The following is a 24,471-nucleotide window of genomic DNA, read 5'->3' as shown; positions in this document are numbered from 1 at the left end:
TGATCGTCATCGAGCACAACCTCGACGTCATCAAGACCGCCGACTGGATCGTCGACATGGGACCGGAAGGCGGTAGCGGCGGCGGGACGGTGGTGGCGCAGGGCACGCCGGAGGTGGTCGCGGAGGTCGAGGCGAGCCACACCGGCGGCTTCATCAAGCCGCTCCTGCAGGGCTAGCTGCTTCCGCGGGCCACTTACAGGCCCATCGACTTCCGAATCTCTGCGAGCTTGTTCTTGGCGGCCTCGTCGCGCTTGGCCATCGCTTCGTCGGCCGCGGCCGCCTCCTTGCCCATCTCGGCGAGCTCCTGGCTCCCGATCGCGGTGGCGGTCCGCTGCTCGATCTTGTCCCGGACGTGGTCGAAGGTCGGCACGCCGGCTTCGGTGTAGCCGGTGACCTCCTCGAACGACGGCGCCCGCACGGACGGGGTGAAGTCCGGTGCGGGCACGATCTCGGCGTCGATGGGTTCGGGTTCGATGGGCTCGTCGCCGCGGGGGAAGCCGGGAGTGGTCATGACTCCAGCGTAGTCCCGACGATGGGGCGATACCGGCGGCAGCAGGTGATCGGTCGCAGGGGATCGGTGGCGGGGTCAGCCCTTGACCGGACCGGTGAACTGCTCGCCGGGGCCCTGGCCCGGCTCGTCCGGATAGGCGGAGGCCTCGCGGAACGCCAACTGCAGGGCGCGGAGTCCGTCCTGCAGCGGCTTGCGGTGCAGTCCGAGGTCGCCCAGCGAGGCGACCACCAGTCCGGCGAGTGCGGTGATCAGCGCGCGCGCTTCGGGGAGGTCGACGGTGTCGGGGTCGGCGCCCTCGGCGAGCCCGAGCTTCTCGGCCGCCGAACTCATCAGCATCACGGCCGAACGGGTGATCACCTCGACGGCGGGAATGTCGATCAGTTCGCGGACGTTGTCTTCAGATGCCTGACCCGGCGCGACGTGTACGTTGTCGGGCTGATCAGGCGAGTAGGAGTTAGGGCTCACGCCTGATAGAGTGTCACAGCATGACCGCCTCGGCTAGCGCCGGGGTAGCAAGAGGATTCTTCGAGTCCCACCGTACGACGATCGTCCAACGATCTGTTTCACGGTTCCGGTCACACCAGCGCCGGTCGGCCAACCGTAGAGGTTGTGTCTCGACTGGCACAATGGTGTTCTCGGCCTCGAATCTCCTCACGCTTGCCAACTCCGTTGGCCGGCCACATGGAAAACATTGATCGAGGAGGCCACATCAGCACTGAAACCCGCATCAACGAGCGCATCCGCGTCCCCGAGGTCCGACTGGTCGGACCTGGCGGTGAGCAGGTGGGCATTGTGCGTGTTGAAGATGCGCTTCGCCTGGCTTACGAAGCCGACTTGGACCTGGTAGAGGTTGCGCCTGACGCACGCCCGCCGGTGTGCAAGATCATGGACTACGGCAAGTTCAAGTACGAGGCGGCGCAGAAACAGCGCGAGTCCCGCCGTAACCAGCAGATGACCGTCGTCAAGGAGCAGAAGCTCCGCCCGAAGATCGACGACCACGACTACGAGACCAAGAAGGGTCACGTCGTCCGGTTCCTCGAAGCGGGCTCCAAGGTGAAGGTCACCATCATGTTCCGCGGTCGCGAGCAGTCCCGCCCCGAGTTGGGATTCCGCCTGCTGCAGCGCCTGGGCAACGACGTCGCCGAGTACGGCTTCGTCGAGACCTCGGCCAAGCAGGACGGCCGCAACATGACGATGGTCCTGGCACCGCACAAGGGTGCGAAGACCCGAGCGCAGGCCCAGCAGAGTCAACAGGGTTCCTGAACCGACACTCGAAGAAGTAGCGGATTCCGCCATCCGCCCGGACCTCCCGGTCCCGGCGGTGTCGGAGTTCGCCCAAACGAAGGAAGACAATGCCTAAGAGCAAGACCCACAAGGGCACCGCGAAGCGATTCAAGGTGACCGGCAGCGGCAAGATCATGCGTGAGAAGGCAGGCAAGCGCCACCTCCTGGAGCACAAGTCGTCGCGCGTCACCCGACGTCTCTCCGGCGACACCGTCGTGAGCGAGAACGACGCCCCGCGCATCAAGCGCCTGCTCAACCGCTGATCTCCACGAACTTTCAGAAGGACTAAGACTAATGGCACGTGTGAAAAGGGCTGTCAACGCCCAGAAGAAGCGCCGCTCCATCCTGGAGGCGTCGAAGGGCTACCGCGGGCAGCGTTCGCGCCTCTACCGCAAGGCCAAGGAGCAGCAGCTCCACTCGATGACCTACGCCTACCGCGACCGCAAGGCGCGCAAGGGCGACTTCCGCAAGCTGTGGATCACCCGCATCAACGCGGCTGCTCGTGCGAACGACATGACCTACAACCGCCTGATCCAGGGTCTGAAGCTGGCAGGCGTCGAGGTCGACCGCAAGGTGCTCGCCGACATCGCCGTCACCGACCCGGCGGCTTTCACCAGCCTCGTCGAGGTCGCTCGCAAGGCGCTGCCTGCCGACGTCAACGCTCCGGCTGCCTGATCTTCCGAGATCACGCCAGGTGACTGACTTCCGACCCGCGACGGACGTTCTGACCGAACGTTCGTCGCGGGTCGTTTCTTTGGCCAAACTGCACCGTGCATCGGTTCGACGCAGCGAAGGCCGCTTCCTCGTCGAGGGATTCAACTCCGTCGACGCGGCGCTGACGACCGGTCGCACCCAACAGGTCCTCGTCCGCGAGGACCAGGAGCAGCGGTTCGGCGACCTCGTCGACCGCGCGCTCACCGCGGGCGTGCCGGTGCTTCGGCTCAACGAGCGCGCTGCGGGCAAGCTCTCGGAGACCTCGACGCCTCCCGGGGTCTTCGCGGTGTGCGACCTGCTGACGGTCGACCTCGACGACGTCCTCTCCGGGAGCCCGAGACTCCTGGTGGTGGCCGTCGAACCTCGGGAACCGGGAAATCTCGGCACCCTGACCCGCTGCGCCGACGCGATGGGCGCCGACGCGGTGATCCTGCTCGGTGACTCGGTCGACCCGCACAACGGTAAGAGCGTCCGCGCCAGCGCGGGGAGTGTCTTCCACGTGCCCGTGGTCCGTCTCGCCGACATCGCCGGGGGACTGGCTGCCGTCCGTTCGGCAGGCATCGCCACGCTGGCGACGGCGATGAACGGTGAGGTGAGCCTCGATGACGCCGATGAACTCCTCGCTGCTCCGCATGCCTGGCTGTTCGGCAACGAGGCGCACGGACTGCCCGACGAGGTGCTGGCCGGCGCCGATCATCGCGTCAGCATCCCGTTGCGGGGCCGCGCGGAGAGTCTGAACCTCGCGGCGGCCAGCGCCGTCTGCCTGTACGCGAGCGCTCGCGTACAAAATCGCTGACGTCGGCGACCGGACTCCGACTTCTGCGGGCCACGGGCCTCTTCGGTGACTTAGGTTAGGTAAAGCTACTATCAAGTCGACGACAGTAGGCCCGACCCGAGCAGGGGGATGAGTGATGACGGTTTCCGTGGAAGTCTTCGGCGAGGCCGGAACGCCTCCCACGCAGGGGGCGCCCTGTCGGCTCGCCGCCGAGAAGCTCTCTGTCGGCTACGGCGACACCACCATCATCGATCGCTTGGACGTTGCGATCCCGACCGGGCAGGTCACCACGATCGTGGGGCCCAACGGCTGCGGAAAGTCGACTCTGCTGCGCACCCTGTCGCGGCTGCTGAATCCGTCGGCCGGCCAGGTCCTCCTGGACGGTCAGGACATCGCGGGCCAGAAGCCGAAGCAGGTGGCTCGCACCCTGGGGCTGCTCCCGCAGAATCCGGTGGCGCCCGACGGGCTCACCGTCGCCGACCTCGTCGCCCGGGGCAGGCACCCGCATCAGTCCTGGTATCGGCAGTGGTCGTCGGACGACGACCGTGCCGTCGCCGAGGCGATGGCACTGACGTCGACCACCGAGCTCGCCGACCGTGCGGTCGACTCGCTGTCGGGCGGCCAACGGCAGCGAGTCTGGATCGCCATGACCTTGGCGCAGCAGACCGACCTGGTGCTGCTCGACGAGCCGACGACCTATCTGGATCTGGCCCACGCCGTCGATGTCCTCGATCTGGTCGACGAACTCCGCTCCGAGCACGGGAAGACCGTGGTGATGGTCCTGCACGATCTGAATCTGGCGGCGCGCTACAGCGATTCGATCATCGTGATGCGCGCCGGCCAGATCGTCGCGGAAGGACCTCCCCGGGATGTGCTGACCGCCGACCTGCTCGCCTCAGCCTTCGGGCTGGCCTCGCAGATCGTGACCGATCCGATCGGCGGAACACCGATGGTGGTACCGATCGGTCGTCGCTGCACGTCGGTCAGATCGTGACCTTGATCGGCCGAGTCTGCTTCTCCGAGTCGGCGCTCGGATTGCCGACCTGGCCCTGGCCGGACAGGCCCCAGCAGTAGGTGTCGCCCGAGGCCACCTCGGCACAGGTGGTGCTGAAGCCGGTGGTCACGTACTCGACATCGCTCAAGCCGTTGACCTCGGTGGGGTTCATGACTCGTTCGGTGCTGCCGTTGCCGACCTGACCGTAGAAGTTGTTCCCCCAGCACAGCAGCTTGCCCTCGGAGGTGGCGCACGCGGTCGACACGTCGACGGCCACCTGTTCGGCGTTCGCGATTCCGTTCACCTCGACGGGCACCTTGCGGTAGCCGTCATCGTTGATGTCCGATCCCCAGCAGTGCACCTTGCCGTCGGCGACGGCGCACACGGTGCGGTAGATGATCTTCTTCTCGGTGTCGACCGACCGGCCGATCGAGACCGACGTGACGTTCTGCAGGTTCTTGACCTTGACCGGGGTGTTGCGCTGGTCGGTGGTGCCGTCGCCGAGCTGGCCGCTGCCGTTATTGCCCCAGCAGTACAGATCGTTCTCGGCGGCGATGGCGCACACGGTGCCGCCGTTCGACGAGATCTGCTTCACGTCGGACAGGTTGTTGACCTTCTGCGGTGAGGTCACCCGTTCGCTGGTGTCGCCGGTTCCGATCTGACCGCCTTCGCCGCCGCCCCAGCAATAGACCTCTTTCTCCTCGGTGACGGCGCAGGTCGCGGTGTCGTTGGTGGAGACCGCGGTGGCCTTCGGGAGCCCGGGGACCTTGACCGGTGACGACCGGTCCTCGGTCGACCCGTCACCGATCTGTCCGTAGTGGTTGCGGCCCCAGCAGTAGACGTCGCCGGAAGCGATGGCGCAGGTGGTGGTCGGGTACTCCTCGTTCTTCGAGAGGTAGTTGCCGATGCTGACGGCGGTGACGCCGGTCAGGCCCGGGACTTTGATCGGAGTCTGCTGCGTGGTGGTTCCGCCGTCGCCGATCTGGCTGGAGCTGTTGTTGCCCCAGCAGTAGAGGCTCTCGTCCTTGATGGAGCAGGTGGTGTTGGAGTTCGTCACCAACTGCATGTTCGGGTGTGCTGTCACCGTCTCTTCGGGCTCGCCGCCCGTCATGAGCACCGCGAGCGTGGTGACCGCGGCGATCAGAACGACCGCCAGCACGGCGAGGCCGATGAACAACGGCTTCTTGCTCTTCTTCGGGGCCTGACCCGGCGCGCCCCACGCCTGCTGCGGAGCACCCGGTCCCATCGGCGGCGGAGTGAAGGCCCCGGCGTTCGGCTGACCCGGGTAGCCCTGGTTCGGTGCGCCGTAAGCGGGGCCGCCGGGAACAGTGCCGCCATAGCTCTGGGCGTTGAAGTTGCCCGACGGCGGCGGGGTCATGCCCGGGTTGGAAGTGCCGGGGTGGGAGGCGAAGTACGGGGCCGCCATCCCGGGCGCCGAGTGCGGCGGTTGCATTCCGGGGTTGGACGGGGGCGTCATCCCCGATGCGGAGACGTGGCCGGACGGGGGCGGCGTCCCGGCGAACCGCTGATTGGTGGGCGGGGCCGGGGTGTGGCCCGGGCCGACACCGGGGACCGGCGCGACGGTCGTCGACGTGCCCGCCTGCGTCTGGGCGAGAGCACGCTTGAGGTCGTCGGCGAACGCACGGCAGTTCGGGTAGCGCGCGGCGGGATCCTTCGCCATCGCACGCTGCAGGACCGGTCCGAGCGGTGCGAGGTCCGGGCGTACATTGCCGAGCGACGGCGGCGGCTGCTGCACGTGGGCCATCATCAGGGCCGTGGTGCTGTCGGCCTTGAACGGTGCTGTTCCGGCGAACAGTTGGTACGCCGTGCACGCCAGGGAGTACTGGTCGGACTTGCTGGACGCGTGCTGGCCGCTGATGATCTCCGGTGCGGTGTAGGCAGCGGTGCCGACCACCGAGTTGACCGCGGTCAACTGCGGTGAATCCGCCAGCTTCGCGATGCCGAAGTCGAGCATCACCGCGCGTGCGATCGCGCCGTCGTCGGTGCGGGTGATCACGATGTTGGCCGGCTTGATGTCGCGGTGGACCACGGTGCGCGCGTGCGCGTAGTCCAGGCCGCTCGCCACCTGTTCCATGACGGTGACGGCATCGGCCGGACTCAGCTGGGTGGACGAGAGGTCCGGCCCCTTGAGATAGCTCATGGTGAACCACGGCAGGCCCTCGTCGACGCCGTAGCTGTGGACGGTGATGATGCTCGGGTGATCCAGGGACGCCGCGGTGCGTGCCTCGTTGGAGAAGCGCTGCTGGAAGTCGTCGTTCGACGCCCCGCCGACCGAGATGACCTTCATGGCCTCTTGGCGCTGCAGCTGTTCGTTCTCGACGATGTACACATCACCCATGCCGCCGGAGCCGAGCCGTGAAACCACTCGGTATCCCGCAATCTGACTACCCGGTTCCGCCGACATGAGCGTCCTCCCTCAACATCCGGCAGATGGGGTGCCGGAACTGGTGTTGCGATGAACCTATCGCATGGCAAGTGTCATCCGAAGGACTTGGTCTCCTACCCGAACGACCCCGTCTCGGGAGGACGGCGACACGGTCGGTTTCGGCCGACCGGCCTGAAATGAAGGTCGGCGGCCATCTCGACTACCCTTGAACGCGAGTAATTTGCACGCGTATGTGACATAGGAGATGCGAGCCCGGTGGCTGACGACACTGCTGTCAACGAATTCCCGACCGGAGCCGAACTGGACGCGGCCGTCGCGGACGCGGTTTCCGCATTCGACGGCGCCGCCGATCTGGAGGCCCTGGGCAAAGCCAAGGCCGCCTTCTTCGGGGAGCGCTCGCCGATCGCGCTGGCTCGGCGTGCCCTGGGGAGTCTGCCGAAGGATCAGCGGTCCGCGGCGGGCAAGCTGGTCAACGAGGTTCGCGGAAAGGTGCAGGCGGCACTCGACGCCCGCACCGAGGTCCTGTCGGCCGAGCGTGATGCTGCGGTGCTGGTCGCCGAGTCGATCGACGTCACCCTGCCCTCCGGTCGACGACGCCGCGGTGCCCGCCACCCGATCACGGTGATCGGTGAGCAGGTGGCCGACGTCTTCGTCGGCATGGGCTGGGAGATCGCCGAGGGGCCCGAGGTCGAGACCGAGCACCACAACTTCGACGCCCTGAACTTTCTGCCGGACCATCCGGCTCGGTCGATGCAGGACACGTTCTACATCGCGCCCGAGGGCTCGCGACAGGTGCTTCGCACGCACACCTCACCCGTGCAGGTCCGTTCGATGCTCAACCGCGAGGTGCCGATCTACGTCGCCTGCCCCGGTCGCACCTTCCGCACCGACGAGCTCGATGCGACCCACACCCCGGTCTTTCATCAGATCGAGGGTCTCGCCGTCGACAAGGGACTGACGCTCGCGAACCTGCGCGGAACCCTCGAGGTGCTCGCGCAGGCCCTGTTCGGTCCGGAGACCACCACCCGCATGCGGGCCAGCTACTTCCCGTTCACCGAACCGTCCGCCGAGGTCGACGTCTGGTTCCCGGGCAAGAAGGGCGGCGCAGGCTGGGTGGAATGGGGCGGCTGCGGCATGGTCAACCCGAATGTGCTGCGTTCGTCCGGCATCGACCCGGACGTGTACACGGGCTTCGCGTTCGGTATGGGCTTGGAGCGGACGCTGCAGTTCCGCAACGACCTCCCGGACATGCGCGACATGGTGGAGGGCGACGTCCGTTTCACCGCTCCGTTCGGTCCCGCGCTCTGACCCGACCGACCCAGAAAACCTTCTTCCCGGCGACCTCGATCGCCACAGTGACGACACGAAAGTAGTTGGTGAACAGTGCGTCTCCCACAGTCCTGGCTGACCCAGGTCCTGCGTAAGGGATCGGCGGACGTGACCCCGTCGACCGCAGAGATCGACGCGGGCTTCGTCCGCGTCGGATTCGAGATCGAGGACGTCGAGCCCTTTCCGGAGATCACCGGTCCGCTGGTCATCGGGCGGGTCGCCGCGATCGAGGAACTGACCGAGTTCAAGAAGCCGATCCGCTTCTGCCAGGTGGAGGTGGGCGAGGACGCCCCGCGCGACATCGTCTGCGGTGCGCGCAACTTCGCCGTCGGCGACCTCGTGGTCGTGGCTCTGCCCGGCGCGGTGCTGCCCGGAGACTTCGCGATCGCGACCCGCAAGACCTACGGTAAGACCTCCGACGGCATGATCTGCTCGGTCACCGAACTCGGCGTCGGCAACGACCACTCCGGCATCCTGGTGCTGGCCCCCGGTACCGCCGAGCCCGGCGCGGACGCTCGCGAGGTCCTCGGTCTCGTGGACACCGCGATCGAGGTCAACGTGACCCCGGATCGCGGCTACGCCTTCTCGATGCGTGGCCTCGGTCGCGAGCTCGCCAGCGCCTTCTCCGTCCCGTACGTCGACGACGGTCTGCCGGGCGAGCCGCTGCCGGTGACCACCGCGCGCGAACCGTGGCCCGTCGCCATCGACGACGACAGCAAGGCCACCCGGTACACGGCGCGGGTGATCGACGGCGTCGACGCCGCCTCGTCGTCGCCGTGGTGGATGGCCAAGCGCCTGATGGTCGCCGGGATCCGCCCGATCTCGGCGATCGTCGACATCACCAACTACGTGATGATCGAACTGGGCCAGCCGCTGCACGCCTTCGACGCCGACAAGGTCGTCGGGACGGTGCGTGTGCGCGCCGCGGTGGCGGGCGAGACCCTCGAGACCCTCGACGGCGTCACTCGCAAGCTCGATCCCGAAGACGTCGTCATCGCCGACGACTCCGGGCCGATCGCCCTCGCCGGCGTGATGGGCGGCGCGTCGACCGAGGTCACCGACCAGACCACGACCATCCTGCTGGAATCGGCCAACTTCGATCAGGTCCGCGTGTTCCGCAGCGGCAAGCGTCACAAGCTCACCTCCGAGGCCGCCAAGCGATTCGAGCGCATGGTGGATCCGGAGGTCACCGCCGTGGCGTCCGATCGCGCCGCAGCGCTGATCGTCGAGTACGCGGGGGGTCGTATCGCCGGGGACCTGTCCGACGCACGCGTCGAGACCCCCGCCGTCGCCGCCATCGAGATCGACCCGGCACTGCCGGACCAGACCGCGGGTATCCCGTACCCTGAGGGCACCACCGCCGCGCGCCTGCGCGAAGTGGGCTGTGAGGTGGAGACCAGGGAGGTCGAGGGATCCGCCCGACTGCTGGTGACCCCGCCGTCGTGGCGGCCCGACCTGCGTCAGCGCGCCGATCTGGTGGAGGAGGTCCTGCGGCTGGAGGGTCTGGAAGACATCCCGGCGGTGGTGCCGCGCGCACCGGGCGGCCGCGGCCTCACCGCGGTGCAGCGCCGTCGTCGCTCGATCGGCGCCGGACTCGCCGCCGACGGCTACATCGAGGTGCTGCCGTACCCGTTCCTGCCCGCGGGCGTCTTCGACACCTGGGGCCTGGCCGACGACGACCCGCGGCGACAGACCGTGTCGGTGCTGAACCCGCTCGAGTCCGACCGTCCGGAGCTGAATACGACGCTGCTGCCCGGGCTGTTGGAGATGACCGCCCGCAACATCGCTCGCGGACAGCGCGACCTGGCGCTGTACGCGATCGGCCAGGTGGTCCTGGGCGGCGACACCGGACCCACGGTTCCGGCGCTCGATGTCACCCGCCGACCGACCGCTGACGAGCAGGCCGCCCTCGACGCCTCGCTGCCCGCGCAGCCGCTGCACGTCGGCGTGATCCTGACCGGTCTGCGCGAGCCGGCCGGACCGCTGGGCGCAGGACGCCCCGCGGACGCCTATGACGCGTTCGAGGCCGCCCGTCAGATCGGCAGGGCGTCGGGCGTCGAGCTCGCCCTGGTGGCCGACGACACGCTGCCCTGGCACCCCGGTCGATGCGCACGGCTCGAGGCCGACGGCGTCGTGGTCGGTCATGCCGGTGAGCTGCACCCCGCGGTGCTCGAGCGCGCCGGCCTCCCCGCGCGCCTATGCGCCGTCGAGATCGACATCGACGCGCTTCCGTTGCGGGAGAACCTGCCGTCGCCGAAGGTCTCGCCGTTCCCGGCGGTCCTTCAGGACGTCAACGTGGTCGTCGCCAAGACCGTCGCGGCCCAGGACGTCGAGGAAGCGCTCCGCGCGGGCGCGGGCGAACTCCTCGAATCGATCGCCCTCTTCGACGTCTTTGAGGGGGAACAGGTCGGCGAGGACAACAAGTCGCTGACCTTCGCGCTGACCTTCCGCGCTCCCGACCGGACCCTCACCGAGGACGACGGCTCGGCCGCGAAGATGGCCGCCGTGGCGCATGCGGGTGAGACCGTGGGAGCACGACTGCGGTGATCCGACTCCTCATCACCGGCGTCGCGGCGCTGCTGGTGATCTTCTGGCTGCACCGACGGCTGGTGCGGCTGCCGGGTCTCACCGGTCGCTGGGCCGTCGCGGCGGACGCGGCATTGGTGGTGCTGGCGGCGACGACCCTCGGTGCATTCTTCGTCGGCGGCGTCCTCGACCCGTCGTGGGCGCGCCCGCTCGGCTTCGTCGGCTTCACGTGGGCGGCCTGCATCTACTACCTGATGGTCGGCACCCTGCTGATCGCGCTGGTGCGGCTCGCGGCTCGGGGCATCGCCCGATTGCGCGGTCGGGAGTCGGGCCCCGGCATCGGTCACCGGGCGACGGTCGTCGCGACGGCGGCCGTCGTGGCGGTCTCTCTCGGCGCTGTGGGCTACGGGCTGTTCGAGGCGTCGTCGCCCCGGGTGGTCGAGGAGTCGGTCGCTGTCACGAATCTGCCCGACGACTTCGACGGCGTCCGGATCGCCCTGGTCACCGACATCCACGCCGGGCCGGCGCGCGGTGCCGGGTTCGTCCGCAAGGTGGTCGACAAGGTCAACGCCGAACGCCCCGATCTGGTGATCCTCGGCGGCGATCTCACCGACGGCACCGTCGCATATGTCGGTCCGGACCTGGAGCCGCTCCGCGACCTCACCGCACCGCTCGGCGTGTACGCCACCAGTGGAAACCACGAGTACTACGTCGACGACGGCGGTTCGTGGTTGGACTTCTGGGAGACGCTCGGCATCAAGACACTGCGCAACGAACGCGTGGAGATCACCCGCGGCGGCGGCGTCATCGATCTCGCGGGCGTGCACGACAAGACGGCGCCCGAGCCCTACGAACCCGACTACGAGAAGGCGCTCGGCGGACGGACGCCGGAGCGTCCCGTGCTGTTCGTGGCGCATCAGCCGAGCCAGGCGTTCCAGGCGGCGGAATACGACGTCGACGTCCAGTTCTCCGGCCATACGCACGACGGTCAGCTCTGGCCCAACACCTACCTGGTGGCGCTCCAGAGCCCGGTGACGGCCGGATGGGGTGACGTGAACGGGGTCCAGGTCTACGTGACGCGCGGCGCGGGTGCATGGGGACCTCCGGTCCGCGTGCTGGCGCCGCCCGAGATCACGATGATCACACTCCGGAAGTAGCCGATCGGGCGCGGCCACAAACCGAGGTGAACACCTGCGTGAATTTATTTGCGATCTGGTGCATAATGATGGAATGACTATCAAGGTTGCCGTGGCCGGAGCGAGTGGCTATGCGGGCGGCGAGATCCTGCGACTGCTGTGCGGGCATCCGCGTCTGGCTTCGGGTGAACTCGAGATCGGTGCGCTGACCGCGGGTTCCAATGCCGGCTCTCGGCTCGGCGACCACCACCGGAACCTGTTCCCGCTGGCCGATCGGGTGCTGCAGGAGACGACCGCCGAGGTCCTCGCGGGGCATGACGTCGTGTTCCTGGGATTGCCGCACGGACAGTCCGCGGCCATCGCCGACGCGCTGCCGCCGACCACGGTGATCGTCGACTGCGGCGCCGACTTCCGGCTCGAGGACGCGGGGGAGTGGACCGCCTACTACGGCGGTCGGCATGCGGGCACGTGGCCCTACGGCATGCCGGAACTGCCCGGCAATCGCGAGGTGGTGGCCGGTGCCACTCGGATCGCCGTCCCCGGCTGCTACCCGACGGTCTCGATCCTGACGCTGTTGCCCGCGGTGGCGGCCGGTCTCGTTGAGCCCAACGTCACCATCGTCGCGATGTCGGGCACCTCGGGCGCAGGACGGTCGCCGAAGGTCAACCTGCTCGCCGCCGAGGTCATCGGTTCGGTGCGCGCATACGGTGTCGGAGGAACCCACCGCCACACGCCGGAGATCACGCAGGCGCTCTCGAATGCCGCGCAGCTGCCGGTCGGCGTCTCGTTCACCCCGGTCCTGGTCCCGACGACGCGCGGCATCCTCGCCACCTGCACCGCGCGGACCAGCGCGTCGATCGACGAGATCCGCGCGGTGTACCAGAAGGCCTACGAGAACGAGCCCTTCGTCCACCTGCTGCCGCAGGGCGAGTTCCCCGAGACCGGCTCAGTGGTGGGTACCAACATGGTGTCGATCGGCATCTCCGTCGACGAGCGGTCGGGCACGTTTGTCGCCGTCGGCGCCGTCGACAACCTCACCAAGGGCACCGGCGGTGCCGCCGTCCAGTCGATGAACCTCGCCCTCGGCTGGGGCGAGGGCGAAGGCCTCCCGCGGGTCGGCGTCGCGCCGTGACCGGCCGGTTCCGACCAGCCGCGCACCCCTCATCTCCGGTGGCCGCATCGCCCGCGGCCGCATCTCCCTCGAATCGGACCAACCCGTGAAGGATCAGCACATGACTGACGTCCCCGAGACCATCCCGGTGCCGGACATCGACCTCTTGGTGGGGTCGCGGATGACTCGCCGCCAGGGCGTCACGGCACCGCTCGGTTTCCGCGCCGCGGGCATCGCCGCGGGCATCAAGGCCAACGGCAACCCCGACCTCGCACTGGTCTTCAACGAGGGTCCGGATCTCTCGGCGGCTGCGGTGTTCACCCGCAACCAGGTCAAGGCCGCGCCGGTCCGGTGGACCCAGAAGGTGATCGAGAGCCGGGCGCTGCGCGCGGTGATCCTGAACTCCGGCGGCGCCAACGCCTGCACCGGCCCCGAGGGTTTTCAGGACTCGCACGCCACCGCTGAGGCCGTGGCGTCGACGCTGTCGAACTGGGGAACCGAGACCGGAGCGATCGAGGTCGCCGTGTGCTCCACCGGCCTCATCGGCGAGCGACTCCCGATGGACCGGGTCCTCGCCGGTGTCACCGAGATCGTGCACGAGATGGGCGGCGGCATCGAGGGCGGCACCGATGCCGCCCACGCGATCATGACCACCGACACCATCCCCAAGCAGGTGGCGCTGCACCATACCGGCGGCTGGAACGTCGGCGGCATGGCCAAGGGGGCGGGCATGATGGCGCCGTCGTTGGCCACCATGCTGGTGGTCCTCACCACCGACGCCAAGGTCAGTGCGGAGTCGGTCGACCTCGCGCTGCGCCGGGCCACCGCACGCACCTTCGATCGCCTCGACATCGACGGCTCGATCTCCACCAACGACACCGTCCTGCTGCTGTCGTCGGGCGCCAGTCAGATCGAGGTGCCGCAGGCCGAGCTCGACGCCGCCGTCTTCGCCGTGTGCGACGATCTCGCGGGCCAGCTGCAGAACGACGCCGAGGGCGTCACCAAGCGCATCGCGATCACCGTCACCGGTGCGGCCACCGAGGACGACGCCCTCGTCATCGCCCGCTCCGTGGCCCGGGACTCGCTGGTCAAGACCGCACTCTTCGGCTCCGACCCCAACTGGGGCCGCGTCCTGGCCGCCATCGGCGCCGTCTCGATCCCGATCGACCCGGATCGGATCTCGGTGTCGTTCAACGGTTCGCCGATCTGCAAGAACGGCGCCGGCGTCCCCGGCGCCCGCGAGGTCGACCTGTCCGGCGACCGGATCGAGGTCGTCGCCGACCTCGGCCTCGGCGACGGAGAGGCGACCGTCCGGACCACCGACCTGTCGCACGCCTACGTGGAAGAGAATTCGGCTTACTCGTCATGACCACAACCCCCGACACCCTTGACACCGATTCGCTCGACGGTCTGGCGAAGGCCGCGATCATCGCCGAGTCGCTACCGGCTCTCGCTGCCCTCCACGGCAAACGCGTCGTCGTCAAATACGGCGGCAACGCGATGATCGACGACGACCTCAAGAAGGCGTTCGCGGCCGACATGGTTCTGCTGCGCGCCTGCGGCATCCACCCGGTGGTCGTGCACGGCGGAGGACCGCAGATCTCCGCGATGCTCTCGCGCCTCGGCCTCGACGGCGAGTTCCGCGGCGGATTCCGCGTGACCACACCCGAAGTGATGGACGTGGTCCGCATGGTGCTGTTCGGTCAGGTCGGCCGGGAACTCGTCGGCCTGATCAACTCGCACGGCCCGTACGCGGTCGGCATCACCGGCGAGGACGCGCACCTGTTCACCGCGACACGACGCACCGTGCTCGTCGACGGCGAGCCGACCGACATCGGCCTCGTCGGCGACATCACCACGGTCAACACCTCGGCTGTCGACGACCTGATCGCGGCCGGCCGCATCCCGGTGGTCTCGACCATCGCCCCCGACGCCTCGGGACAGGTGCACAACATCAACGCCGACACCGCGGCGGGAGCGATCGCCGCGGCCCTCGGCGCCGAGCACCTGGTGATGCTGACCGACGTGGAAGGGCTGTACACCGACTGGCCGGACCGCACGTCGCTGGTCTCGCGGATCACCGCCCCCGAGGTCGAGGCGTTGCTGCCGAGCCTCGACGCGGGCATGGTGCCGAAGATGGAGGCCTGCATGCGGGCCGTTCAAGACGGTGTCGGCGCCGCCCACGTCATCGACGGCCGGGCACCGCACTCGGTGATCGCGGCGCTGCTCACCTCCGCGACCTCGGGCACCACCGTGGTCGCCGATCACAGAGAGGGAGGACGGCTGTGACCGCACCTCTGCAGGAGCGGTGGAACACCGCACTCATGCACAACTACGGCACGCCGGGGATCGCGCTGGTCCGCGGGGCGGGTGCCGTGGTCTATGACGCCGACGGCCGCGAGTACCTCGACCTGCTCGGCGGGATCGCCGTCAACGCGCTCGGCCACGCCAATCCGGCGATCATCGACGCGGTGACGCAGCAGCTGTCGACGCTCGGGCACGTCTCGAACCTGTACATCTCGCCACCGGTGGTCGAACTCGCCGAACGCCTGCTGGCCGCCTTCGGCCACGAGGGCCGCGTCTTCTTCTGCAACTCGGGCACCGAGGCCAACGAGGCCGCGTTCAAGCTCGCCCGGCGCACCGGTCGTCCCCAGATCATCGCGGCCGAGGGCGGCTTCCACGGTCGCACCATGGGCGCGCTGGCGATGACCGGGCAGCCCGGCAAGCGAGCACCGTTCGAGCCGATGCCCGCGGGCGTCGACTACGTCCCGTACGGCGACATCGATGCGCTCCGTGCCGCGGTCTCCGACCAGACCGCCGCGGTGATCCTCGAGCCCATCCAGGGCGAGAACGGCGTGGTGGTGCCTCCGCCGGATTACCTGGTGGCGGCGCGGGAGATCACCTCGCAGCACGGGGCACTGCTGATTCTCGACGAGGTGCAGACCGGCGTGGCCCGCACCGGATGGATGTTCGCTCACCAGCGCGCGGGCATCGTTCCCGACGTGATGACCCTGGCGAAGGGGCTCGGCGGCGGCATGCCGATCGGCGCCTGCATCGCGAGCGGTCCGGCCTCCGACCTGTTCGGGCCCGGTCACCACGGCACCACCTTCGGCGGAAACCCGGTCTGTGCGGCGGCCGCCCTGGCGGTCCTGGCGTACATCGACGAGCACGATCTGCTCGCGCACGTCGAGCGCGTCGGCAAGGCCTTCGCCACCGGCATCGAAGCGCTCGATCACCCGCAGGTGGCCGGTGTCCGCGGCGACGGCCTGCTGTTGGGTGTGGTTTTGAACTCCGACATCTCGTCGGCCGCGGAAAAGGCCGCGCGCGACGCGGGCTACCTCATCAACGCTCCTGCGCCGAACGTCCTCCGGTTGGCCCCGCCGCTGATCCTCACCGAGGAGCAGGCCGCAGGCTTCGTTGCCGATCTGCCTGCGATCCTCGATGCCGCAGCCGGTACCGAGAACGCCGCCCGTACCGAAGAAGCAGCACAGACCTCGAAAGGCTCGACCCATGAGTGACACCACCGCTGCGAGCATTACCTCTGCGAGCACCACCTCTGAGAGCACCACCGGGCCAGCCGTCCGCCACTTTCTGCGCGACGACGATCTGACGCCCGCCGAGCAGGCCGAGGTCCTCGCCCTCGCGGCGCAGATGAAGCGTGATCGCTTCGCGTTCCGTCCGCTGGAGGGGCCGCGTGCGGTCGGGGTCATCTTCGACAAGAACTCCACGCGCACGCGCTTCTCCTTCGAAGTCGGCATCAGCCAGCTCGGCGGTCACGCGGTGGTCGTGGACGGCACCACCACGCAGATGGGGCGCGACGAGTCGTTCGCCGACACCGGTCGGGTGCTCTCGCGCTTCGTCGACGCCATCGTCTGGCGCACGTTCGGCCAGGACCGACTGGAAGCCGTCGCCGAGTACGCGACGGTCCCGGTCGTCAACGCCCTCTCGGACTCGTTCCATCCCTGCCAGGTGCTCGCCGACCTGCAGACGATCATCGAGCGCAAGGGCAAGGCGGCAGGCCTCACGATGACCTACTTCGGCGACGCCGCCAACAACATGGCGCACTCGCTGATGCTGGGCGGGGTCACCGCGGGCATGCATGTCCGCGTCTCCGGTCCCACAGCGTTCCAGCCCGACCCGGATGTGCTCGCGGCGTCGCAGCGGCGGGCCGCCGAGACCGGTGGCAGCGTGGAGATCATCACCGATCCGATCGCCGCGGCGACCGGTGCGGACGTCCTCGTCACCGACACCTGGACATCGATGGGGCAGGAGGCCGACGGCCTCGATCGCATCGGCCCGTTCCGGCCGTACCAGATCAACAGCGAGATCCTCGGCTACGCAGCCGACGACGCGATCGTGCTGCATTGCTTGCCTGCGCATCGCGGCGAGGAGATCACCGCGGAGGTCATCGACGGGCCGGCCAGCGTCGTGTTCGACGAAGCCGAGAATCGCCTCCATGCGCAGAAGGCGCTCCTGGCATGGTTGATGGACCGCCAGTGAGCGCTCCGGACTCGAACGACCCGGATCGACTGGAGTCGGCGCGGTTGGCCGCGACGCGCGCCGGTCGACATGCGCGCATCGTGGAGATCCTCGCCGCCGAGCAGGTGCGAAGTCAGAGCGATCTGCAGCAGAAGCTCGCCGAGGCGGGCATCGCGGCGACGCAGGCCACCATCTCGCGTGACCTCGACGAGCTCGGCGCGGTCAAGCTGCGAGCCGCGGACGGTGGCGTCGGCAGGTACGTGGTGCCCGAAGACGGCAGCCCGGTCCGCGGAGTGTCCGGGGGTACCGACCGACTGGCTCGGCTGGTGTCGGAACTGTTGGTCTCGACCGACTCGTCCGGCGACACGGCCGTCCTCCGCACCCCGCCGGGCGCCGCCGGCTACCTCGCCAGCGCACTCGATCGAGCTCGCCTGCCCGGCGTCGTCGGCACCATCGCAGGTGACGACACCATTTTCGTGCTGGCACGGCGGCCGCTGACCGGGGCCGACCTCGCCGCGCGGATCGAGAGCCTCGTCTGAGGCCAGCGCCTACGCTTAGTCGCGCGCCGCAGACCGTCGGCGCACCCGCATCGCACGACCACCCAAGACCGCAATCCTGACAGCACGTCCCCGACGCCCCATCCACGAGACCGAGGAGTACCGCCCTCATGGCGACCGCCGACAACACCGCATCGAACAGTGACGCTCACGAGGGCACCAACGAGGGCGCGCTCTGGGGCGGTCGGTTCGCCGACGGCCCCGCCGCTGCGATGGCCGCACTGAGCAAGTCGACTCACTTCGACTGGGCGCTGGCGCCCTTCGACATCCAGGCATCCAAGGCACATGCACGCGTGCTGGCGAAGGCCGGCCTGCTCACCGACGCTGATGCGGCCACGATGCAGGCCGGGCTCGACCGCCTGGCCGCCGACGTCGCCGACGGCACGTTCGGCCCCGCGGAGTCCGACGAGGACGTCCACGGTGCGCTGGAGCGCGGACTGATCGAGCGAGTGGGCCCGGACGTCGGCGGACGCCTGCGTGCCGGCCGTTCGCGCAACGACCAGGTCGCCACCCTCTTCCGGATGTGGCTCCGCGATGCCATGCGTCGCGTCGGCTCGGGTGTCCTCGACCTGGCGCAGGCGCTCGTCGATCAAGCAGCGGCCAACCCCGGCGTCGTGATGCCCGGCAAGACCCACCTGCAGGCGGCGCAGCCGGTGCTCCTCGGCCACACGTTGATGGCGCACGCCCAGCCGCTGCTGCGCGACGTCGCGCGACTGGTGGATGCGGATCGTCGCGTCGCCGTCTCTCCGTACGGGTCCGGAGCCCTGGCCGGGTCGTCGCTGGGCCTGGACCCCGCCGCGATCGCCGCCGATCTCGGTTTCGACAGCGCCGCGGACAACTCGATCGACGCCACCAGTTCGCGCGACTTCGCGGCGGAGGCGGCCTTCGTCTTCGCGATGATCGCGGTCGACATGTCGCGCCTCGGCGAAGACGTGATCCTGTGGAGCACCCCGGAGTTCGGCTACGTGACCCTGGCCGACGCGTGGTCGACCGGAAGCTCGATCATGCCGCAGAAGAAGAACCCCGACGTCGCCGAGTTGGCCCGAGGCAAGGCCGGGCGCGTCATCGGCAACCTCACCGGTCTGCTCGCGACGCTCAAGGCGCAGCCGCTGGCCTACAACCGTGATCTGCAGGAGGACAAGGAGCCGGTCTTCGACTCGGTGAATCAGCTCGACCTGCTGCTTCCCGCGATGGCGGGTCTGGTCGGCACCCTGGTGTTCCATCCCGAGCGGATGGCCGAACTGGCGCCCGCAGGCTTCACGCTCGCCACCGACATCGCCGAGTGGCTTGTCCGCCAGGGCGTTCCGTTCCGCATCGCCCACGAGGTCGCGGGCGCCTGCGTGCGCGAGGCCGAGGCGCGCGGGGTCGGTCTGGACGAACTCGACGACGCCACGATGGCGGACATCAATCCGGCGCTGACGCCGCAGGTTCGCGAGGTTCTCACGGTCGCCGGGTCGATCGAATCGCGCAATGCGCTGGGTGGTACCGCTTCGCCGCAGGTGCAGCGTCAGATCGACGTCGCGAACACCGCCATCGCAGATCTCCGCGCAGCGCTGAACCGGTAGCGTCGCCCCGGCGGCTGTGTGACGGGCCACCTGTGCACTCGGATGTGTGTTACCCCTAGTAAACTCACGCGTGCTCGCGTCGGGGATCGAAGACATCTGCGAGCGCATGGGATTGACCGGTGATGGGAGTGTGCACGGTGCGACGTTTGCCAAACGTGGGTGGAACGGTCGGGCGGATTGTCGCGACGGCGCAGAACGGGCTCGAGGTGCTGCGCTTGGGCGGCCTCGACACCGGAACGGAGCCGACGCCGTACAAGATCGTCGAGACCGAGAAGATGTATCGGCTGCGCCGCTACTTCCCCGACGACCCCGGCGACGGTCGCGCGCACATCATCCTGATCCCACCGATGATGGTGTCGGCCAACGTCTACGACGTCACCCAGCACAACGGCGCCGCCTCCGTCCTCTATCGCCACGGCGTGATCCCGTGGGTGGTCGACTTCGGCTCGCCCGACCACGAAGAGGGCGGCATGGAGCGCACCCTCACCGACCACGTGGTCGCGATCAGCCGCGTGATCGACCTGGTCCGTTCGGTGACCGGGCAGGACGTGCACCTCGGCGGCTACTCGCAGGGCGGCATGTTCGCCTATCAGACTGCGGCGTACCGGCGGTCCGAGGGCCTGGCGAGCGTCGTCACCTTCGGCAGCCCGGTCGACATCCTGGCCGCGTTGCCGCTGGGCCTGCCCGCCAATCTGGTGGTGCCCGGCGCCGAGTTCGTCGCCGACAACGTCTTCAATCGACTCTGGATCCCGAGTTGGCTGGCCCGCACCGGCTTCCAACTGGTCGACCCGGTCAAGTCGGCGAAGAGCCGCATCGACTTCCTCCGCAAGCTGCACGATCGCGACGCGCTGCTCCCGCGCGAGGATCAGCGGCGGTTCATCGAGCAGGAGGGCTGGGTCGCGTGGTCGGGGCCGGCGGTCGCCGAACTGCTGCGTCAGTTCGTCGTGCACAACCGGATGATGTCCGGCGGCTTCGTCATCGACGGTGATGTGGTCTCGATGACCGAGATCACCTGTCCGGTGCTGGCGTTCGTCGGCGAGACCGACGACATCGGCCAGCCGCTGGCCGTCCGCGGCATCGTCCGCGCCGCGCCGACCGCCGACGTCTACGAGTCCACCCTGCCGGTCGGCCACTTCGGCCTGGTCGTCGGTTCCACCGCCGGGCGTCGTACCTGGCCCACCGTGGGCGAGTGGATCCAGTGGCGTGAGGGCAACGGCGAGCGTCCCGAGGCCATCGCCCCGATGCGATCCGGACGCTCCGAGTCGGGCACCGGCATCAGCTGGAGCAATCGACTCACCTACGGCGTCGGCCAGGTGGCGGGCGCCGGAACCACGATCTCCAAGGAACTCGTCGAAGCGGTCGACTCGCTGCAGCGCACCACGCGCGCAGTGGCCACCGAATCGGTCCGCACCGTGCCGCGGCTGTTCCGACTCGGCCAGATCCAGTCGTCCACCCGGGTGTCGCTCGGCAAGCTGATGAGCGAGAACGCCAAGCGCACGCCCACCGGCGAGCTCTTCCTCTTCGAAGACCGCGTGCTCACCCACGAACAAGTGGGCACCCGTATCGACAATGTGGTCGCAGGCCTGATCGAGTGCGGCATCCGCCCCGGCGTGCACGTCGGCCTGATGATGGATCCGCGTCCGTCGGCCCTGGTCACCATCGCGGCGCTGTCTCGACTCGGCGCCGTCGCCGTGCTGATGTCGTCGAGCGAGTCGCTCCCCGAGATGCTGTCGATGGCCGAAGCGCGGGTGATCGTCGCCGATCCCGGGCATCTCGAACGCGCTGCCGCCGCATGCGATCGCGTGCTGGTCCTCGGTGGCGGTGACGAGCGTCGGATCGAGGGAGCCGACGGCGAGCACATCGTCGACATGGAGCTCATCGACCCCGCAAAGGTCCGGAGGCCCGCCTGGTACCGGCCCGATCCCGGACTCGCGGGCGACCTCGCCTTCATCTTGTTCACCGAGACGCAGGGGCGCATCAATCGATGGTCGATCACCAACCACCGATTCGCGATGTCGGCGTTCGGTGCCGCTGCGGCCGCCGGCCTGTCGAACCGCGACACCGTGTACTGCCTGCCGCCGCTGCACCACGCGTCGGGTCTCCTCACCACGCTCGGTGCGACCGCGGCCGGTCGGTCTCGGATCGCGCTGTCGACGGGAATCGATCCCGCACGCCTGTCGAGCGAGATCCGGCGCTATGGCGTCACCGTGGTCTCGTACACCTGGAACATGTTGTCGGAGATCATGGACTCCCCGGAGTTCGACGCCGGTCAGCTCGACAGCGTGCGCCTGTTCATGGGATCGGGCCTGTCGTCGGGACAGTGGACCCGACTCCGCGAAACGCTGCCTAAGGCCCGCGTGCTGGAGTTCTTCGCCAGCGCCGACGGCTCGGCGATCCTCGCCAACATCGACGACAACAAGATCGGTTCCATGGGTCGCGCGCTCCCGGAGACCAACCCGGTGCGCATCGCCGCGTACGACCCGATCTCCGGACGCATGGAGATCGACAGCGACACGGGCTTCGTTCGGGAAGCCGAGCCGCGCGAGGTCGGCATGCTGGTCTCGCACGCGGGACAGCGATTCGAAACCGCGGGCCTGGTCCTGCGCGACGTCTTTCGTCCGCACGACCGTTGGGAGGTCGGCGGAAGTCTGTTCCGCGCCGACGCCGATGGTGACCTCTGGTACATGGGTTCGGCAGCCGCCGTCATCCTCAGTGCGGCGGGCCCGGTGTACCCGGTCCCGATCCAGCAGGCGCTGTCGATGGTGACCGACATCAAGCACGCAGCCGTCTACGGAGTCGGGAACCCCGGCGAGCAAGTCGCGGTCGCCGTGGTCACCCTCCGTGCGGGCGCGACCTCGCTGACCCCGACGCAGATCCGTGTGGGACTCGGCGAACTGCCCGCAGAACAGCGTCCGCACCTGGTGTGGATCGCCGACTCGATCCCGCTGTCGGAGTCGTTCCGCCTGATGACGAGCAAGATCGCCGCTCGTGGACTCCCGAAGCCCGGGCCCAAGGTCTGGTACCGCGATCCGGACGGCCGCTACCGCCGCTACACGGCGACGGCCGCCGCTGCCATCGACTGGAGTGCTCCGGCCGGCGTCGCCGCCCCCGCCGAGGAGACCGCGGACGCCGAGTAGCCTGGACACCTGATGAGCGTCGACCCGTCCCGGGTGCGGCGCACGAATGACGAAACGAGTGGGAGCTGATGGCAACACGTGCCGAGGGCATCAACCCGGTGGTCCGAGACCGACTGGTGTGCCCCCAGGATCTGGGCGAACTGATCAATGCGGGAGACGAGCTCTATAACCCGCGTCTTCGGGTCGCCTACGCCATCGACGAGGTCGGTATCCCGAACATGCTGATCGACGACGCGCGCTCGGTGTCCGACGACGAGCACGAGCGCCTCACCGCCAAGGACGCGTGATTCACAAGTGGAACAGAACATTCTCGACGACCTGATCTGGCGCGGGCTGGTGGGCCAGAGCACCGACATGGATGCCCTCCGCACGGTCCTCGACCAGCCGATCTCGCTGTACGCGGGCTTCGATCCCACCGCGTCGAGCCTGCACGCCGGGCATCTGGTCCCGCTGCTGACACTGCGTCGATTCCAGTTGGCCGGCCACCGGCCGGTGGTTCTCGCGGGCGGTGCGACCGGTCTCATCGGTGATCCTCGTGATGTGGGCGAGCGTTCGATGAACTCGGTGGACACCGTCGCCGACTGGGCGGACACGATCGTCGGACAGCTCAAGCGGTTCGTCACCATCGACGATTCGTCCAATGGCGCCGTGCTGGTGAACAACCACGACTGGACCGGCCCGATGTCGACCATCGAGTTCCTCCGCGACGTCGGCAAACACTTCTCCGTCAACGTGATGCTGGCCCGCGACACCGTCAAGCGCCGCCTCGACGCGGACGGCATGAGCTTCACCGAGTTCAGCTACCTCCTCCTGCAGTCGAACGACTACCTGCAGCTGTACCGCAACTACGACTGCGTCTTGCAGATCGGCGGCTCCGACCAGTGGGGCAACATCCTCGGTGGCGTCGATCTGATTCGCAAGGTCGACGGCGGAAGTGCGCACGCCCTGACGGTCCCGCTGGTGACGTCGGCAGACGGCAAGAAGTTCGGCAAGTCCACCGGAGGTGGCAGCGTGTGGCTCGACCCCGAGCTCACCAGCCCGTACGCGTGGTACCAGTACTTCGTGAACACGGCCGACGCGGACGTCGTGAAGTTCCTGAAGTGGTTCACCTTCCTGAGCCGCGAAGAGATCGAGGAACTGGAGCAGATCACCGCGGAGAAGCCGTTCCTGCGCACCGCGCAGAAGCGCCTCGCACAGGAGCTGACGACTCTGATCCACGGTGCCGATCAGACGGCGGCCGCCGAACTCGCCAGCCAGGCACTCTTCGGTCGGGCCGAGCTCAGTGATCTCGACGAGGGCACTCTCGCCGCGGCACTGGGGGAGACCGGTATCGCCGAGTTCTCCGCCGGCGCGGAGCCGACGCTCACCGAACTGCTCGTCGAGTCGGGCTTGGCGACCGGCAACAAGGCGGCCCGCCGCGCGGTCGACGAAGGGGGTGCCTACGTCAACAACGTGAAGGTCACCGACGCCGACTGGAAGCCGGCCTCAGACGACCTGTTGTTCGGCAAATGGTTGGTCCTTCGCCGGGGGAAGAAGACTTTCGCCGGAGCCAAGATCGGCGCCTAATCGCTGGCCTGTCGCGCTGACCTGGGAGTTTGGCACAACTGAGAAAGAGTGTGTAGCTTAGTCCAGGTCAGCCCGACAGGGTCTGGCGAGCGAAATCCCCCTGGTTGTCGGCGAGTTGCACTCGTTGCGGTGGTGTGGGTAGAGTAGCGGTCCTGCGCCTCGCAGAGTTTCTTTCTTCCTTCTGGGTTGATGAAATGAGTGGGTTGCACAGGAAGTTCTGGCCTGGTAGGCTGGGAAGGTCGCCTCGGAGACGGGGTGGTTGCAAGATAATTTCAGATGTCTGCTGGAGTTCGGCTGGGTTGTGCCTGGTTGGTGCTGGTGGGTGTGTGTTCTTTGAGAACTCGATAGTGTGTTTTGGATTTCTTGTGCCACAAGATTGA

Annotated in this window: 21 protein-coding genes; 18 read left to right on the top strand and 3 right to left on the bottom strand. The window is 68.3% G+C overall.

Annotated elements, in window-relative coordinates:
• Positions 1-193: 193 nt before the first annotated feature.
• Positions 194-511 carry a hypothetical protein gene (locus tag GX543_RS06035; RefSeq protein WP_290850559.1) on the bottom strand — a complete coding sequence of 106 codons (318 nt, stop codon included), beginning with the start codon at positions 509-511 and terminating at the stop codon, positions 194-196.
• A 75-nt stretch (positions 512-586) separates the two neighbouring features.
• The gene (locus tag GX543_RS06030) at positions 587-976 is read right to left on the bottom strand and encodes a DUF1844 domain-containing protein (protein WP_290850557.1); all 390 of its coding nucleotides are present in this window, start codon (positions 974-976) and stop codon (positions 587-589) included.
• Positions 977-1,192: 216 nt separating this feature from the next.
• Between GX543_RS06030 and infC the strand changes: the two genes are divergently transcribed.
• The 5 genes from infC to GX543_RS06005 all read left to right on the top strand — a co-directional run bounded on the left by infC (position 1,193) and on the right by GX543_RS06005 (position 4,278).
• Positions 1,193-1,774 (top strand): translation initiation factor IF-3, encoded by a 582-nt coding sequence (infC, locus tag GX543_RS06025; protein WP_290850555.1) that lies wholly within the window; start codon positions 1,193-1,195, stop codon positions 1,772-1,774.
• An 89-nt stretch (positions 1,775-1,863) separates the two neighbouring features.
• Positions 1,864-2,058 carry a 50S ribosomal protein L35 gene (rpmI, locus tag GX543_RS06020; RefSeq protein ID WP_290850553.1) on the top strand — a complete coding sequence of 65 codons (195 nt, stop codon included), beginning with the start codon at positions 1,864-1,866 and terminating at the stop codon, positions 2,056-2,058.
• A 31-nt stretch (positions 2,059-2,089) separates the two neighbouring features.
• The gene (gene rplT / locus GX543_RS06015; protein WP_290850551.1) at positions 2,090-2,470 is read left to right on the top strand and encodes a 50S ribosomal protein L20; all 381 of its coding nucleotides are present in this window, start codon (positions 2,090-2,092) and stop codon (positions 2,468-2,470) included.
• 19 nt (positions 2,471-2,489) lie between these two features.
• Positions 2,490-3,305, top strand: coding sequence for an RNA methyltransferase (locus GX543_RS06010; RefSeq protein WP_290850550.1), 816 nt, complete (start codon positions 2,490-2,492; stop codon positions 3,303-3,305).
• Between the two features lie 115 nt (positions 3,306-3,420).
• Complete coding sequence (locus GX543_RS06005) at positions 3,421-4,278, top strand: ABC transporter ATP-binding protein (protein ID WP_290850548.1); 858 nt, start codon at positions 3,421-3,423, stop codon at positions 4,276-4,278.
• Here GX543_RS06005 and GX543_RS06000 read toward each other — a convergent pair.
• Complete coding sequence (locus tag GX543_RS06000) at positions 4,268-6,703, bottom strand: protein kinase (protein ID WP_290850547.1); 2,436 nt, start codon at positions 6,701-6,703, stop codon at positions 4,268-4,270. The genes GX543_RS06005 and GX543_RS06000 overlap by 11 nt on opposite strands.
• A 237-nt stretch (positions 6,704-6,940) precedes the next feature.
• On the opposite strand from GX543_RS06000, the gene pheS reads away from it, so the two are divergent.
• From pheS to tyrS, 13 genes are all read left to right on the top strand, one after another.
• Positions 6,941-7,993 (top strand): phenylalanine--tRNA ligase subunit alpha, encoded by a 1,053-nt coding sequence (pheS, locus tag GX543_RS05995; protein ID WP_290850546.1) that lies wholly within the window; start codon positions 6,941-6,943, stop codon positions 7,991-7,993.
• A gap of 75 nt (positions 7,994-8,068) precedes the next feature.
• On the top strand, positions 8,069-10,561 hold the full coding sequence (gene pheT, locus GX543_RS05990) for a phenylalanine--tRNA ligase subunit beta (protein WP_290850545.1): 2,493 nt from the start codon (positions 8,069-8,071) through the stop codon (positions 10,559-10,561).
• On the top strand, positions 10,558-11,697 hold the full coding sequence (locus tag GX543_RS05985; RefSeq protein ID WP_290850543.1) for a metallophosphoesterase: 1,140 nt from the start codon (positions 10,558-10,560) through the stop codon (positions 11,695-11,697). The genes pheT and GX543_RS05985 overlap by 4 nt, the downstream gene beginning before the upstream one ends.
• A 73-nt stretch (positions 11,698-11,770) precedes the next feature.
• On the top strand, positions 11,771-12,808 hold the full coding sequence (gene argC / locus GX543_RS05980) for an N-acetyl-gamma-glutamyl-phosphate reductase (RefSeq protein ID WP_290850541.1): 1,038 nt from the start codon (positions 11,771-11,773) through the stop codon (positions 12,806-12,808).
• A 100-nt stretch (positions 12,809-12,908) separates the two neighbouring features.
• On the top strand, positions 12,909-14,156 hold the full coding sequence (argJ, locus tag GX543_RS05975) for a bifunctional glutamate N-acetyltransferase/amino-acid acetyltransferase ArgJ (RefSeq protein WP_290850540.1): 1,248 nt from the start codon (positions 12,909-12,911) through the stop codon (positions 14,154-14,156).
• On the top strand, positions 14,153-15,076 hold the full coding sequence (gene argB / locus GX543_RS05970) for an acetylglutamate kinase (RefSeq protein ID WP_290850538.1): 924 nt from the start codon (positions 14,153-14,155) through the stop codon (positions 15,074-15,076). The genes argJ and argB overlap by 4 nt, the downstream gene beginning before the upstream one ends.
• The gene (locus tag GX543_RS05965) at positions 15,073-16,305 is read left to right on the top strand and encodes an acetylornithine transaminase (RefSeq protein WP_290850537.1); all 1,233 of its coding nucleotides are present in this window, start codon (positions 15,073-15,075) and stop codon (positions 16,303-16,305) included. The genes argB and GX543_RS05965 overlap by 4 nt, the downstream gene beginning before the upstream one ends.
• On the top strand, positions 16,298-17,287 hold the full coding sequence (gene argF / locus GX543_RS05960; protein ID WP_290850536.1) for an ornithine carbamoyltransferase: 990 nt from the start codon (positions 16,298-16,300) through the stop codon (positions 17,285-17,287). Before GX543_RS05965 ends, argF begins: the two co-directional genes overlap by 8 nt.
• A complete protein-coding gene (locus tag GX543_RS05955) occupies positions 17,266-17,805 on the top strand; it encodes an arginine repressor (RefSeq protein WP_290850535.1) in 540 nt (179 codons plus the stop codon). The genes argF and GX543_RS05955 overlap by 22 nt, the downstream gene beginning before the upstream one ends.
• A gap of 128 nt (positions 17,806-17,933) precedes the next feature.
• Complete coding sequence (gene argH / locus GX543_RS05950) at positions 17,934-19,388, top strand: argininosuccinate lyase (protein ID WP_290850533.1); 1,455 nt, start codon at positions 17,934-17,936, stop codon at positions 19,386-19,388.
• A 122-nt stretch (positions 19,389-19,510) separates the two neighbouring features.
• Positions 19,511-22,525, top strand: coding sequence for an AMP-binding protein (locus GX543_RS05945; RefSeq protein ID WP_290850560.1), 3,015 nt, complete (start codon positions 19,511-19,513; stop codon positions 22,523-22,525).
• Positions 22,526-22,593: 68 nt separating this feature from the next.
• Positions 22,594-22,812, top strand: a complete 219-nt coding sequence (locus tag GX543_RS05940) for a Trm112 family protein (RefSeq protein WP_290850531.1) — start codon at positions 22,594-22,596, stop codon at positions 22,810-22,812.
• A gap of 7 nt (positions 22,813-22,819) precedes the next feature.
• Positions 22,820-24,091, top strand: coding sequence for a tyrosine--tRNA ligase (tyrS, locus tag GX543_RS05935; protein WP_290850529.1), 1,272 nt, complete (start codon positions 22,820-22,822; stop codon positions 24,089-24,091).
• Positions 24,092-24,471: the final 380 nt, after the last annotated feature.

Origin of the sequence: Gordonia sp. (in: high G+C Gram-positive bacteria), from assembly GCF_012515855.1 — a bacterium.
GTDB lineage: Bacteria > Actinomycetota > Actinomycetes > Mycobacteriales > Mycobacteriaceae > Gordonia.
The sequence above is the reverse complement of the archived record's forward strand: the minus strand, read 5'-3'. Positions and strand labels throughout refer to the sequence as shown.

What these genes read in the sequence shown, in the direction of transcription:
- GX543_RS06035 (WP_290850559.1), bottom strand. Translation starts at nt 511, where the DNA reads ATGACCACTCCCGGCTTCCCCCGCGGCGACGAGCCCATCGAACCCGAA.
- infC (WP_290850555.1), top strand. Translation starts at nt 1,193, where the DNA reads ATGGAAAACATTGATCGAGGAGGCCACATCAGCACTGAAACCCGCATC.
- rpmI (WP_290850553.1), top strand. Translation starts at nt 1,864, where the DNA reads ATGCCTAAGAGCAAGACCCACAAGGGCACCGCGAAGCGATTCAAGGTG.
- rplT (WP_290850551.1), top strand. Translation starts at nt 2,090, where the DNA reads ATGGCACGTGTGAAAAGGGCTGTCAACGCCCAGAAGAAGCGCCGCTCC.
- GX543_RS06005 (WP_290850548.1), top strand. Translation starts at nt 3,421, where the DNA reads ATGACGGTTTCCGTGGAAGTCTTCGGCGAGGCCGGAACGCCTCCCACG.
- GX543_RS06000 (WP_290850547.1), bottom strand. Translation starts at nt 6,703, where the DNA reads ATGTCGGCGGAACCGGGTAGTCAGATTGCGGGATACCGAGTGGTTTCA.
- argC (WP_290850541.1), top strand. Translation starts at nt 11,771, where the DNA reads ATGACTATCAAGGTTGCCGTGGCCGGAGCGAGTGGCTATGCGGGCGGC.
- argJ (WP_290850540.1), top strand. Translation starts at nt 12,909, where the DNA reads ATGACTGACGTCCCCGAGACCATCCCGGTGCCGGACATCGACCTCTTG.
- argB (WP_290850538.1), top strand. Translation starts at nt 14,153, where the DNA reads ATGACCACAACCCCCGACACCCTTGACACCGATTCGCTCGACGGTCTG.
- argF (WP_290850536.1), top strand. Translation starts at nt 16,298, where the DNA reads ATGAGTGACACCACCGCTGCGAGCATTACCTCTGCGAGCACCACCTCT.
- GX543_RS05955 (WP_290850535.1), top strand. Translation starts at nt 17,266, where the DNA reads ATGGTTGATGGACCGCCAGTGAGCGCTCCGGACTCGAACGACCCGGAT.
- argH (WP_290850533.1), top strand. Translation starts at nt 17,934, where the DNA reads ATGGCGACCGCCGACAACACCGCATCGAACAGTGACGCTCACGAGGGC.
- GX543_RS05945 (WP_290850560.1), top strand. Translation starts at nt 19,511, where the DNA reads ATGGGAGTGTGCACGGTGCGACGTTTGCCAAACGTGGGTGGAACGGTC.
- GX543_RS05940 (WP_290850531.1), top strand. Translation starts at nt 22,594, where the DNA reads ATGGCAACACGTGCCGAGGGCATCAACCCGGTGGTCCGAGACCGACTG.